This is a genomic window from Robertmurraya korlensis, from assembly GCF_023715225.1.
Classification (GTDB): domain Bacteria; phylum Bacillota; class Bacilli; order Bacillales; family Cytobacillaceae; genus Robertmurraya_A.
Window position 1 is genome coordinate 23,910 of the sequence record NZ_JAMBNS010000013.1, and the last position, 13,891, is coordinate 37,800.

Below are 13,891 nucleotides of genomic sequence, written 5' to 3' on the forward strand. Positions count from 1 at the left end.
AAAAAATTTATATCCAATAAATAATTTGCATTTCTCGAATTTGCCCCTATAATCGAACTTAATTCATTCGAGAAAAACAATTCATTAAAGGAGGCGACAAAAAATGAATTTATTAATTATAGAAGATGACAAAGTCCTCTCGGAATCCATCAAAGAAACCACTAAGGAAATGTTCCATATTGAACAGTCGTTTGATGGTGAAGAAGGATTGTACTTGGCAGAACAAAATATTTTTGATGTGATCATATTAGACATAATGATGCCTCATATGAATGGATACGAGGTACTGGAGGAACTCCGAAAGAAGAGTATTACGACGCCTGTAATAATTCTGACGGCAAAAGACGGCATTGATGATAAGATCAAAGGATTTAAGGTGGGTGCAGATGATTATTTAGTCAAGCCATTCCATCGCGAGGAGCTTTTGCTACGATTAGAAGCTATGGTACGACGTTCGGTTGGCTCATTTAAAGAAAATATTCTTTCCTTTAAGGAATTACATTTAAATTTAAAGAACAAAACAGCGTCAATCGGTGAAGAAGTAATTAAACTAAATGGAAAACAGTTCGATTTACTCGAGTATTTAATCAATAATAAAAATACGATCTTAACCAAAGAACAAATTTTTGATCGGATCTGGGGATTTGAGTCAGATACGTCAACGACAGTTGTGGAAGTGTATGCAAGCAACTTACGCAAAAACTTAAAAAAATACGATTATGACCAATATATCAAAACCTTCCGAGGATTAGGCTATATGCTTTCTGAAGGTGAAGGAAATGTTTAAGGAAAAAATCTTTCGTAGCCAACAGCTTAAATTCATGATCTTTAACCTCATTGCCTTCACGATTATTTTCACGATTTTTGGAATTATTATTTTTAGCCAAGTGCAAGGAACGTTATTTAAAAAAACGGACGAAGAACTTTTAATGGTCCAAGAAAAACATAGGAGCGATTTTTCAGACCGAACAATTGAGGACCGGCCAGTAGATGGGATGGATCGCACTCCTCCGATGAACGATCAAAGAGCGATTAAAAATCCACGTATTTTTATCTTAAATTGGAATAAAGATGGCGAAATTATTGAGGGAGATCAAATCGGATCATTATTTTACGAAAGTTATTTACAAGACTTCACCCTAGATAAGACCAATCTTGATACCATAACCAATATAACCATAGACGATCACCACTATCGATATTTGCTATTTGAAGATACAAACGAAGAAGATGATGTGGCATATGTACAATTAATCATTAATACCGACGCAGAAGAAACGATCATCAATAACTTCCAAAAGTTAATCATTATTTTTTCGATCGTCTTTATCGTTCTTTCTATATCAGCAAGTTATATTTTATCGAAAAAGATGATGCAACCGATTATTCTCTCATGGAAAAAGCAAGCCGAGTTTGTCGAGAATGCCTCACATGAATTACGAACACCTTTGACAATCATTCAAAATAAACTTGAACTTTTGTTAACTTCCCCTCAGGAGAAAATAGCAAATAAATTTGAAAATATTGCATTAAGCTTATCTGAAACTAGAAGACTATCGAAACTTACTTCTGATTTATTAACCCTTGCTCGTGCTGATTCTGCTGAAACACAGCTCGTAAAGCAAACCATTCATGTAGATACCTTTGTGAAAAACGTATGTGCCCCTTATATCGAAATTGCGGAGTCACAGGACAAGCATTTATGGCTTCAGTTGAATTGCAACATGAAAATGGAAGCAGACGAAGTCCGGTTACACCAGCTGCTCGTCATATTGCTTGATAATGCGTTAAAATATACCGGTGAAAATGATAGCATTGGCGTAAAAACGTATGAGGAAGACCTCAAAATTGTTTTTGAAGTGAGTGATACAGGAATCGGGATTAAGGAAGAGAATATGAAGTATATCTTTGATCGTTTCTACCGCGAAGATAAAGCCCGTTCTAGAGAAACGGGTGGAGTCGGCCTAGGATTATCTATTGCTCACTGGATTGTAAAGCAGCATGAAGGAACCATTAAGGCAATCCAGAATAAAAACAAAGGAACAACCTTTAAAGTAAAACTGCCTAGATAGAGGGTCACAAATGTGACTCTCCTTTTTACACAAAATAAAGGCATGGATTTTACTTATCCATACCTTTATTAGTAGTATTGATTTTTTATCATTAGCCTGATACCTTTTCTAACTTAATCGTCTCGTATAAGTCTACAAATTCTGTTGCTAAATCCTTCATCGTGATGGCGTTCATGAGATGATCCTGCGCATGAACCATTAATAGAGAAATTTCTACTTTTTCTCCCCTGATTTCACCCTGAATTAATGAAGTTTGAACATGATGTGCCTCGTTTAAGGCATCTGCCGCTTCTTGAAGTTTTGCACGCGCTTCTGTAAAATCTCCTCGCTTTGCAGCCGCGATCGCTTCCATTGAACAACTCTTTCCATTTCCACCATGTAAAATAATCTGAAATATCGTTTCTTCCATAGATGCCATTGTAAACCCTCCGTAAGAAATTAGTCTCACATGTACTCATGTGAGACTAATTGTTTTTATGTCTTGATGTGAATTAGCTCACTTTTGATGAATTTACTCCGCCTTCTTCTTGTTGCTTCATCTTATCCCACATTCTGAAGAACGGGAAGTAGATAGCTAGAGCGATTACAACGTTGACAGCCTGCATAATCGCACCGGAGATTTTACCTCCAGTTGCTAGGTATCCACCGATAATTGGAGGCGTTGTCCAAGGAATCGCGATACCTGCTGGCTTTGCAACTAAACCTAATTTCATTGAGTAGTACGTTACAATGATTAATACAATTGGTGTTAAGAAGAATGGTACGATTAGTAATGGGTTCATTACGATTGGTGTACCGAAAATGATTGGTTCGTTGATCATGAATGTTCCAGGACCAGCCGATAATTTACCAAGCGCTTTCATTTGTTGGCTCTTTGCCCAGAAAAGCATGAGCATCGCTAGACCAAATGTAGCACCAGTACCACCGATATTGATGAACACTTCAAAGAATTGTGATGTAAAGATGTTTGGTAATTCTTCACCTGCACGGAATGCAATTTGGTTTTCCTCTGTAGCCATTAACCATACTGGGCTTAGTACACCAGCAACGATGTTTGTTCCGTGAAGACCTGCTGACCAAAGCATCATAATAAGCATGTAGGCAACAATTGAACCGATTAAGCTTCCGCCTAATAATCCAAGTGGCTTACCAAGCACTAATTGAACTACGTCGTGAATACTGCTAATTCCAAAGTATTCAATCACTAAGCGAATTAAGAAGATAATAGTAATAACAATAAAACCAGGAACAAGTGCAACAAACGATTTACTTACTGCCGGTGGAACGCTATCTGGCATTTTAATAACAATATTTTTCTTAAGAATGAAGTTATACACTTCTGTTGAGAATAAACCGATTAAGATGGCTACGAAAAGTCCTTTACTTCCCATAAATGCAACCGGAATAGCTCCTCCAACTGCGATTGCTTCCGTAGCTCCGTCTGGAGTAAACGGCACATTGAATGGTGTAGCTAGTAAGAACGCACACAGTGAGATAACCCCTGCTGTAATGGCGTCAATGCCATACCGCTCCGCAAGACGATACGCAATACCGAATGCGGCGATTAGACCCATCATGTTAAACGTTGCATCTGTTGGATACATCAGCTTTGCTAACCATTGATCTCCGAACACGCTTGCCATGAAATCAGCATAACCTGGAATCGGTAGGAAACCTAAGATTAGGAATACAGAACCGATAATAATCATTGGCATCGCTAGGATGATTCCATCCTTTAAGGCACCTAAATGTCTTTGTGCGGCCAATTTACCAGCAAAAGGCATAAACTTTGATTCAAGGAAACCTAAAAACTTATTCATCACGTTTCATTCCCTTCTCTACCTAGTGTTTTTTTAAAAATTACTTATTCTTTAGTGCTACTGCTGTTTTTAATACTTCTGCACCATTACACATTCCGTAGTGGATTGGGTTAATAGAATCAACTGGGATATTCTTTTCTTTTCCTAGTTGTTGCATTTGAGGTAATAGGTAACGCACTTGTGGTCCAAGAAGCAACACATCTGCTTGATCGATATTTGCTTTTACTTGGTCTGCACTTACTGCCCAGATCTTTGAATCAAGTCCTTGATCTTTTGCAGCCGCTTCCATTTTTGTTACTAGTAAACTTGTAGACATACCTGCCGCACAGCATAATAGAATGTTCATCATAAATTCCTCCTAAAATGTTTTAATTGCTTATTAGTAATAAATCAGAGATAAGTTCTTTTTATTAAGAAGATGTGTTGTCATCTCCTTGTTGATTTCATATTACAATGAAAGCGATTTCATTAATATCTACCTTTTTTCCGTTTCACAAAGGAAAAAATTATTACTGGTAGATTACTAGTTCATTTCCTTATCTTTTTTTAAAAGTTAAGATTGTAAATTTCTTTTAAGGTTTGTTTAAGGTTGCCCACCGATAATGTGCATCAAGGAGCTAACATAAAGGAGTTGAAACACGGTGAAGGCAATGACCTTAAATGGCGTTCAAGGGAGATATGAACTAAAGCACGAAATTACAAAAATGGATTGCTACTTATTAAGAAGCAAGCTACAACATGTAATGACGGCTGACCCAAACGCGAACAATGATGGAAAATACTTAATCCGAAGTGTATATTTCGATAATTTTGATAATAAAGTTCTTCAACAAAAGAAGGAAGGCTTTTTCGAACGAGATAAGTTCCGTGTCAGGCTGTATGATCACAACACTAGCTACATTAATCTCGAAAAGAAGAGCAAACGAAACAATATGACATACAAACAGAAATGTCGTATGACGGTTGATGAATACGAAAAAGTAAGAATCGGAGACATCGCTTGGATGGAAAATGATTCACGACCATTGATGAGGGATTTATACATGCAGATGAATCTCCTGCAAATCAAACCAGTGGCAATCGTGGATTATGAGAGAGAGGTTTTTATTTACGAGTATGGAAATGTCCGAGTCACATTCGATAGCTCAGTTAAGACAAGCTTCCGAAACAATGATCTTTTAAACCCTGATGTACCAATGGTGGAAACCACTCCTGGTATCGTCATTCTAGAAGTAAAGTACGATGAGTTTTTACCTGATGTTATCAAGCAGTTAGTTCAGCTTCATGACAGACGGAGAGGCACTTATTCAAAATATCAAATAAGCCGTATGTTCGGTTAATATTATTGGAGGACTATACATGGATACAATTAATTTTCAGGATATTTTTAAATCTAAGTTTTTAGAGCAAACCAGCAGCTTTTCAATCGTCGATTCCTTGATTGGATTATTCGCATCATTAGTGATTGGACTCTTTATCTATTGGGTATATAAAAAGACATTCACAGGTGTTATCTATTCACACACCTTTAATATTTCACTAATTGTTATGTCAATGGCCACATCATTAGTGATTATCGGTATCTCATCTAATGTATTATTATCTCTTGGTATGGTTGGTGCCTTATCGATTGTTCGTTTCCGTACACCGATTAAAGATCCCATTGATATCGTCTACTTGTTCTGGGCAATCATTGTAGGTATTCTTAGTGGTGCGGGCTTTGTGCCACTTGCTGTTCTTGGTTCACTACTCATCGGAGCTATTCTTATCTTCTTTGGAAATCGTATTAAAGTGGAAAATCCATATTTATTAGTTGTACGATACAATGGCCATTCGATTGAAAAGTCATTAGAGCATGTGGTATCTGAGAACTCGAAAAAGCATACAATTAAATCAAAATCCGTAATGCCTGGTAATGAATATGAAGTGACTTATGAAGTCCGTGTGAAGGACAATGACATGAGCTTCATCAACAATATTTCCGAAATGGATGGAGTAAGATCTGCCATTATGCTAAGTTACGACGGGAATTTCACAGCGTAACTCGAAAAGCGGAAGCGCTTTTGTCAGCCCCGAGGAGCTAGGCGCTGCAGCTGGACAAAACCTTAATAACAATATCTCTTAACTTTGAAAAAAGGAGATTGCCCTTCCCCCCGGCAATCTCCTTTTATATTTTAGCGGTTGTAATCCATCACATATAAGTATGGAATACGAATATCACCCGCAGCTGAACTTACATTCAAGTAGCCGCTAACGAAGTTTGGTGTACCTGCTTGTCCACCCGAATGAGTACCACGATTCACCACTTCTACCGTAATCTCCTTACTTCCTTTAGCAGGGATCGTTACTTCCATATCAGTCACTTTTACATTTTCATCATCACTAATGGTATAAGCTAACTCCTCATTTGTTGGGTTGGTTAACGTAACATTCATCTTATACTGTTGGTTCCCTACCGGGCGAACTAATCCAAAGCTCAAAGATGATGGGAAGGCAAGCGCTGATGGATTCATTGCTTTGCTAAGGTCAATAAGACCTGCTCCCACTTTTAATGGATCCGATACATCTGTATCAGGTAAAACACTTCCTTCTACATCGTTTGCTGTTCCCATTAAGGTCGCTTTCACTTCAGCTGGCCCCCAGCCTAAATCCTTTTTCTTGCTATAAGCCAATAAGACGGCGGCAGAACCCGCTACATGTGGAGATGCCATGGACGTACCTTGGTAAAGCTCATAACCTCCATCAACGACGGATGAGTAAATATTCACCCCTGGAGCTGCTACATCAGGCTTAAGCGTGTAGTTTGGCGTTGGTCCCCACGAACTAAAGTTGGCTAACAGATTTGGAACGGTACTTACCTTTTGTAAGTCACTATTGATGGTGACCGTACGATCTCCCGTCCAGCTTACTAATTGTTTACCTGCTTCGTTTCCAATCATAACAGCTGGAACTAATGCCCCATCGGATGACATTGGTGTTGGTTCAGCAATTCCATCAAGCTGATAAATAATCACCCCGACTGCACCCGCAGCAGCTGCATGATTAATTTTTTCAGTAAATGTACAAGAACCGCGTTGAATTAACGCAATCTTGCCTTCTAATGGCTTACCGGATACAGCCGTACATGCCAATTTATTTCCTCCAGCCACATCAGCCCATACCGCATACTCACCTGTTAAAGGCTCTTTTACCTCTCCACCCTGTGTACCTGTTGTCGCAATGGTTGGTTCTGCAAATGCAGCTGATCCCAATGTCATCGCAAAAGTTCGACTATTTGTTGTTGCTGCTACTGTGATTACTTTCTCCGCTGTTCCAGGAGATCCAACCGTATAGTTTCCTGGTCCTTCGTTTCCAGCAGAAATGGCTACAACTACTCCAGCATCTACTGCAGAATTCACGGTCATATCTAGCAGGTCTGCCCCTTTATGTGGTGTTCCCCCTAAGCTTAAGTTAAGAACATCCATACCATCCTCAACTGCTTCTTCAACAGCTTTAGCAATAAATAAGCTTTTTGCATTTGCGATATCTCCCGGGAAAACATTATAGTTTCCTAGATACGCCCCTGGTGCCACTCCACTCAATGTTTTATCATCTATCTCCGTTTCTGTACCTGCCTTTCCAGCAACTGTACCTGCTACATGCGTACCATGGCTATCGACTGCATCCGCGCTTAGCTTTGGATTCTGGCTATACACTTTCGCTACAATCACTTTAGGCGTCGTTAAACTTGTATCTCCTTTAGGAAATTCTTCTGGATACGTCATTCCTTCATTCGGCTTAAGGAAATCATGTGTTTGATCGATCCCTGAATCAATGATACCAACCTTCATTCCTTCCCCTGCATTTGCTTGTCCACCAACTGACTCCCAAATCTCTTCTGCACCGATTAAAGCCGTGCTTTCGCTCATTGCTTTTTGATAGGTTGCACTATACCCGCTCTTAAGGAATCCAGGTCCACGGCTAACATCCTTTAAGGAAGCTCCGTTCAACTTTATACCAATTCCATTAAACGTAACATCATACTCTGTTACCACTTCAACTTGAGGGAAATGTCTAGCTAACCATTTAATATAATTTGTACGCTGAGCTTCTAAGCGATTTCCATATTTCTTAGCTGCTTGGGACTGTAAATCTACTTTTTTCCCTTGTGATGGTTTGGTCTTCTCATATCCCGCAATGGTTCCCTCATAGGAAGCAATTGGTGCGTCTCCAAACTGAATAAAAGCATACTCATTGTCTACAGTAACAGAGGATTGTCCATCATCATTTTTTACTATCGCTTGAATCGGGACAGCTGCTGTAAAAATTAACAGAAATATTAAGAGAACTCCAAAAATACTTTTCATACTCCTTGCTATTTTCAACAAGTATTCCTCCCCTAAACTATTTTTCTATGTAACTTTCTAGTAAAACTACTAGAAATTACGCGTACTAGTTTAATTTCTAGGATTGAGGAACTTCTCCTTTGACTAGTTTTGTCCTATTATGAAAATGATTTTGCCGAATAAACCCTTTTCCTGTAGTAAAAATGGGAATACATGTATTTATTGATATATATGCTCGAACATTATAGAATACAAGAAAAGAAAATGTAATTAGTAGGAGGTTCAACATGATACAACGTACTGTATTATTAAAGTTCGCTGACACAACAACACAGGAACAAATGGAAGAAGTAATCAAACGCTTTAAAGCATTGGAAAAAGTAATCACTGGAGTAGTTGAAGTTCAAGCTGCCTTCAATCTTTCTGAAAAAAGCAAGGAATATCAGGTGATTCTCATGGTTCGCTTCGAAAATGTCGCTGCCGTTGAAGCCTATACGATAAATGAACAACACCAAGAAGTTGCTGCCTTCATCCGCGAGGTTGGAAGACTTGATAGCATCGGTGTAGATATTGAGATTTAAGAGTTTATGCCCCACAATAGGAATTGTGGGGTTTTTTATAAGTTAAGAATAGGAGGTGCTTATATGAAAATCGGAATCATTGGTTTAGGAGATATTGCAAAGAAGGCGTATTTACCCGTCCTTTCTGAAAAAGAAGGGATCAAGCTTGTCCTTTGTACAAGAAATGAAGAGACACTTCATCGACTTTCTACCAAATACCGAATTCAAGAAACAGCGAGAAACATCGATGAGTTACTTTCAAAAAATATTGATGCAGCCATCGTAAGCACAGCAACAGAAGGTCATTTTGAGATAGCAGAACAGCTGCTTGAAAATGGAATTCATATATACATTGATAAGCCCATATCCATGAACTTTCATGAAACAGAGAGAATTGTTAGGCTAGCTAAAGACAAAGGTAAAATAGCCATGGTTGGTTTTAACAGACGATTTATCCCTCGTGTGAAAGAGCTAAAGGAACATGGGAAACCAAGCCTTATTATCATGCAGAAGAATCGCTTTGCAGCACCTGATTACGTTCGTAGATTTGTGGTAGAGGATTTTATTCACGTCGTTGATACACTACGTTTCCTCATGGATACTGAGGTTAAAGATGTAAAGGTTGAGTATGTAAAAAACGGTGACACCCTGGATCAGCTCGTTATTCAGCTAATTGGTGATGGTTGTATAGCGATCGGAATCATGAATCGCAACGGCGGTGTAACAGAAGAGATCATTGAATATATGTCTGGGCATCAGAAATTTGTCGTGAACAGCCTAGTGGAAACAACTAGATATCATGATAAAGAAATTAGCCTAACAAAATTCGGTGACTGGGAACCGACGCTATATAAGCGTGGTTTTTACCAGCTTATGGACCATTTCATTGAATGTGTTCAAACCAATGCGACACCAGACCCATCTATCGATGACTCTCTCATCACTCATGAGATATGCGAGAGAATTGTTAAACATATAGATCCTGGAGCGTAACATAAACCAAGCAAGAGAACCTTCTATATTGGCCTCTTGCTTGGTTTTTTTGTTTTCCTAATTATCTATTCTTCTGAAATACTCATATATTTTTTGGAGTTTTTCCTTTTGCTTCCCCTTTTGACTTTCCATATTGCCAAATTCAAAAAACTTCACTTTCTTCATACCTACATACTGAAAAAGTGCTTTTTTCATTAATATCTTATGTGAATTATTCAACCAGAATAACGGGTAGAGCGTAGGACCTTTCATGCTAGAAATACACACCACGCTCTTTCCTTTTAAAAGCCCCTCAGGTAAAAGACCACCGTTATCTTTATAGGCAAATCCAGAGGCAAACATTTGATCAATATATCCAAGCAGCATCGCCGGCGGTCGCCCCCACCAGATTGGATAGATATAAACAATTTTATCCGCCCATAGAATTTGTTCTCTATATTTCTTTAATCTCTCATCACGATGCATATCTCTCCTACGCTTGGTCTCGTTAAAAATAAGAACAGGATCAAACTGTTCCTGATACAAATCCACTACTTGTATGTCCTTGATATGAGCATTCTCTTTAGTACCTCGCAATACCTCCTGTAAAAAGGCATAACTCAAACTCTCATGATTCGGATGTGTAAAAATCACCAGTACATTCATCATCATCACCCAATTAGTTGTATTTTGATAACTAAATACTAACAGCATCGTAGTTAGTTGTCAAATGATAATTGTTTTTTGATAATGTATTTGATATCTTGTTGGTGAGGTGATTTATTGAATGGACAGAAAGTTGTTGTTTAGAAACTTCGTGCACTTCATGGCAAATGTACATCAAATAACCAATGATATGACAAAAGATGCGAAAACGGAAGATATTACCCAAGTTCAATATAAAATTCTTGAATATATTACTGTAAGCCAATCTGTTACCATTACCGAAATCAGCGATTGTCTGCATGTCTCTCTTCCGAACACAAGTCGCGAGCTGCGAAAATTAATTGAAAAGAATCTATGCAAAAAGGTTTCTGATGAAAGTGATCGTCGGAAATACTATATACAATTAACCGAAAAAGGAAATGCACTCATGGAAGAAGCTTTCCGAAAAATACAATTACAGTTTGATGAACGAATTAAACATCTTACAGATGAGGAGCTCCAGGAAATCAATAAGGCCGTTGAGGTGCTTCAACAGAAGATTTTTTCCTAAATAAAACCCCTTCTATAAAATTAGAAAGGGGTCCTTAATCGAGGAACCAGCAAAAGTAAAATAACCGGAGATTTTCCGGTTAAATGCAGAATGGAGCTCGTTTCGGGATAAATAAGGGGAGATTTTCCGCTTATGCAAGGGAAAATCTCCTATTTTCGGATTTTTTGAGCCAATAAGCGGAATCTTTCCGTCTATTTAAGCGTTTTTAATAATAATTACTAATTTAAGCGGAATTTCTCCGTCTATCATCAGCACAGGTGCTTATCCTATCCCCAACCGTTAGTGCGGACTCTCTTGAACCTAGATGTGGGGATCAGCAGCCTTTTATCAACAAGCTTATAAAAATCAGTAAAAGTTAATGACATTTCGTAGAAACGTTAAAAAACAAAGAAAAGACGTATGCTAATTCATACGTCCAGTCATTAGGAAACACCCAAAAACGGAACCCTTCTATAAAACTAGAAGGGTTCATCTTATATATGATTTCTTCTCGCAAAGTCGACAAATCGAAATTTATCTGGTCTGTGTCTGGATTCCGTGTACTGAAACAAACTTGCGTCATCGAGATACACATAATTTTTGATAATAACTATATTGTGATGACCGTCTAAATCTAATAGCTTCCGGTCTTCCTCTGTCGGTTCTTCGACGATAATTTCTTTTTTTGCAAAACTGATACTTAGCTGCAGGTCATTTTCTAGATAATCATAAATCGAGTGCTCACAAATTTCTCTTGTTAAAGCAGGAACAAATTTCTTATTCAAATAATCTTTATCCAGGATAACCTTTTCTCCACCCATTTCCCTCACACGAAACACTTGCCAGACATGGTCCTTACTAGTCAAGTTTAACTGCTTCATGATGAATGGATCAGGTTTCATCAATGAGAGTTCATGAACGATGGTGACCGGTCTCTGACCCATTTTATCAGCTAGTTCCTTGAAACTGACTAGTCCAGAGACAGGAAAATCTACTTTTGTACTTTTGATGACAATCGAGCCCTTTCCTCGCACCTTTTGTATATACCCATTTTGTGACAGAAGGTTTAGTGCTTTTCGGATCGTTTCTCTCGATGTATTATAACGGTCCTTTAACTCATGCTCAGAGGGCAAAAGTGTATTAGGGGCAATTTGCCCTGCTTCTATTTGCTGTACAATATCGTTATGGATCGTTAAATACTTATTTGTCATGTTAAAAACTCCAGTTTACTTTTTTAAATAGTACACAACAGACTCATACGGTCTTAGGTTCATTTGCTTTATATCTTCTGATGAGTCAGCATAGTTGGATAATAAAATCGTGCTCGTAGCACCTTCCGTATCCACTTGCTCAGGTAATTGAAACTCTACTTCTTTGGAATAAAAATTATTCACGACTAGTAATTTCTCATCACCATTATTTCGTATATAAGCAAAAATAGCATCATGATCTGCTAAAAGCAACACATAATTTCCGTCTGTCACGATATCGTACTCTTTTCTTAACTGGATAAGCTTTTGATAATGATAAAACACCGAATCTTCGTCATTCATTGCTGTTTCAGCATTAATTTTTTTATAATTTGCTGCTGGTTGAATCCACGGTGTTCCCGTTGTAAAACCTGCATTTTCTGAAGCATCCCATTGAACAGGTGTACGAGAATTATCACGGGACTTTTGTTTTAATATTTCTAGAACTTGATGTTTGGATAATCCTTTGTCTAACAAGATCTTGTACATATTTAATGATTCTACGTCACGATAGTCGTCAATGCTTTCGAAATTAGGGTTTGTCATTCCGAATTCTTCACCTTGATAGATATAAGGAGTCCCTTGCATCATATGAATAGTGGTGGCGAGCATTTTGGCCGATTCTTTATGGTATTCCTTATCGTTTCCAAAGCGCGAAACCGCTCTAGGCTGGTCATGATTGCACAAGAATAACGCATTCCAACCTCCACCCTGATTCATCTCGACTTGCCAATCCGATAAAATTTTCTTTAGCTTGTAAAAATCAAATTCTGCCTTTGTCCACTTCTCACCATTCGGATAATCTACTTTTAAATGATGGAAGCTAAAGGTCATATCCAGCTCTTTTCGCTCTGGATTTGTATATTTAACACAATTATCAATTGAAGTAGAAGACATTTCCCCAGCTGTCATGATGTCATAATGAGAAAATACCTCTTGGTTCATCTCACGAAGATACTCATGTATTTTCGGACCGTCAGTGTAAAATTTTCGTCCATCACCAAGTCCTTCTGATCCATCATCATTCAAGAATCGTTGATCCTTTGATAGTAAGTTCACGACGTCCAATCGGAATCCATCTACCCCTTTATCTAGCCAAAACTTCATCATTTCGTAAACCTCTCGACGAACAGGTTCATGCTCCCAATTCAGATCTGCTTGAGTGACGTCAAATAAATGCAAATAATACTGGTCTGTCTTTTCATCATACTGCCAAGCATTGCCACCAAATTTTGATTCCCAATTGGTCGGAGCACCACCATTTTTTGCATCTTTCCAAATATAAAAATCCCTATAAGGATTGTCTTTTGAGGATCTTGATTCAACAAACCATTGATGTTCCGTTGATGTATGATTTACAACAATATCCATAATAATTTTAATTTCACGCTTATGCGCTTCTTTTAACAAACGATCGAAGTCTTCCATTGTGCCATAAGGTTCATGAAGAGAATAGTAATCACTAATATCGTACCCATTATCACGTTGAGGTGATTCGTAAATAGGTGTTAACCATACGACATCCACACCTAGAGTTGATAAATAATCTAATTTTTCTATTACTCCGTTAAGATCTCCTACGCCATTTCCCGTCGTATCATTAAAGCTTTTTGGATAAATTTGATATACAACTGCTTTTTTCCACCAAGGTTGAGTCATCTTTGTAGCACCAGCCCTTATTTAATAGTAAAAGAGGA

14 protein-coding genes are annotated in these 13,891 nt (G+C 38.0%); 7 read left to right on the plus strand and 7 right to left on the minus strand.

Features of this window, described 5'->3' with window-relative positions:
• The first annotated feature begins 103 nt into the window (after window positions 1-103).
• Both M3175_RS20040 and M3175_RS20045 read left to right on the plus strand, forming a co-directional pair.
• Window positions 104-787, plus strand: coding sequence for a response regulator transcription factor (locus tag M3175_RS20040; protein WP_251522885.1), 684 nt, complete (start codon window positions 104-106; stop codon window positions 785-787).
• On the plus strand, window positions 780-2,072 hold the full coding sequence (locus M3175_RS20045; RefSeq protein WP_251522888.1) for a sensor histidine kinase: 1,293 nt from the start codon (window positions 780-782) through the stop codon (window positions 2,070-2,072). Before M3175_RS20040 ends, M3175_RS20045 begins: the two co-directional genes overlap by 8 nt.
• A gap of 91 nt (window positions 2,073-2,163) precedes the next feature.
• On the opposite strand, the gene M3175_RS20050 is transcribed toward M3175_RS20045, so the two are convergent.
• The 3 genes from M3175_RS20050 to M3175_RS20060 form a co-directional block, all read right to left on the minus strand.
• Window positions 2,164-2,490 (minus strand): PTS lactose/cellobiose transporter subunit IIA, encoded by a 327-nt coding sequence (locus M3175_RS20050; protein WP_251522890.1) that lies wholly within the window; start codon window positions 2,488-2,490, stop codon window positions 2,164-2,166.
• A 73-nt stretch (window positions 2,491-2,563) separates the two neighbouring features.
• Window positions 2,564-3,892, minus strand: a complete 1,329-nt coding sequence (celB, locus tag M3175_RS20055; RefSeq protein ID WP_251522893.1) for a PTS cellobiose transporter subunit IIC — start codon at window positions 3,890-3,892, stop codon at window positions 2,564-2,566.
• Window positions 3,893-3,932: 40 nt separating this feature from the next.
• Window positions 3,933-4,238, minus strand: coding sequence for a PTS sugar transporter subunit IIB (locus M3175_RS20060; RefSeq protein WP_251522896.1), 306 nt, complete (start codon window positions 4,236-4,238; stop codon window positions 3,933-3,935).
• A gap of 295 nt (window positions 4,239-4,533) precedes the next feature.
• On the opposite strand from M3175_RS20060, the gene M3175_RS20065 reads away from it, so the two are divergent.
• Window positions 4,534-5,232 (plus strand): polyphosphate polymerase domain-containing protein, encoded by a 699-nt coding sequence (locus M3175_RS20065; RefSeq protein WP_251522899.1) that lies wholly within the window; start codon window positions 4,534-4,536, stop codon window positions 5,230-5,232.
• A 19-nt stretch (window positions 5,233-5,251) separates the two neighbouring features.
• Window positions 5,252-5,935: a DUF4956 domain-containing protein gene (locus M3175_RS20070; protein WP_251522901.1), complete on the plus strand. Its 684-nt coding sequence runs from the start codon at window positions 5,252-5,254 to the stop codon at window positions 5,933-5,935.
• 131 nt (window positions 5,936-6,066) lie between these two features.
• Here the strand turns inward: M3175_RS20070 and M3175_RS20075 are convergent, their stop codons facing one another.
• Window positions 6,067-8,256, minus strand: a complete 2,190-nt coding sequence (locus M3175_RS20075; protein ID WP_251522904.1) for a S8 family serine peptidase — start codon at window positions 8,254-8,256, stop codon at window positions 6,067-6,069.
• A 248-nt stretch (window positions 8,257-8,504) separates the two neighbouring features.
• Between M3175_RS20075 and M3175_RS20080 the strand changes: the two genes are divergently transcribed.
• Window positions 8,505-8,798, plus strand: a complete 294-nt coding sequence (locus M3175_RS20080; RefSeq protein WP_251522907.1) for a Dabb family protein — start codon at window positions 8,505-8,507, stop codon at window positions 8,796-8,798.
• 63 nt (window positions 8,799-8,861) lie between these two features.
• Window positions 8,862-9,770, plus strand: coding sequence for a Gfo/Idh/MocA family protein (locus M3175_RS20085; protein WP_251522910.1), 909 nt, complete (start codon window positions 8,862-8,864; stop codon window positions 9,768-9,770).
• A 57-nt stretch (window positions 9,771-9,827) separates the two neighbouring features.
• On the opposite strand, the gene M3175_RS20090 is transcribed toward M3175_RS20085, so the two are convergent.
• Window positions 9,828-10,415 (minus strand): NAD(P)H-dependent oxidoreductase, encoded by a 588-nt coding sequence (locus M3175_RS20090; protein WP_251523026.1) that lies wholly within the window; start codon window positions 10,413-10,415, stop codon window positions 9,828-9,830.
• Window positions 10,416-10,575: 160 nt separating this feature from the next.
• Here M3175_RS20090 and M3175_RS20095 point away from each other — a divergent pair, with 160 nt between their 5' ends.
• Window positions 10,576-10,965 (plus strand): MarR family winged helix-turn-helix transcriptional regulator, encoded by a 390-nt coding sequence (locus tag M3175_RS20095; RefSeq protein ID WP_306663971.1) that lies wholly within the window; start codon window positions 10,576-10,578, stop codon window positions 10,963-10,965.
• A gap of 473 nt (window positions 10,966-11,438) precedes the next feature.
• Here the strand turns inward: M3175_RS20095 and treR are convergent, their stop codons facing one another.
• On the minus strand, window positions 11,439-12,155 hold the full coding sequence (treR, locus tag M3175_RS20100; RefSeq protein ID WP_251522915.1) for a trehalose operon repressor: 717 nt from the start codon (window positions 12,153-12,155) through the stop codon (window positions 11,439-11,441).
• Between the two features lie 15 nt (window positions 12,156-12,170).
• A complete protein-coding gene (gene treC, locus M3175_RS20105; protein WP_251522918.1) occupies window positions 12,171-13,853 on the minus strand; it encodes an alpha,alpha-phosphotrehalase in 1,683 nt (560 codons plus the stop codon).
• Window positions 13,854-13,891: the final 38 nt, after the last annotated feature.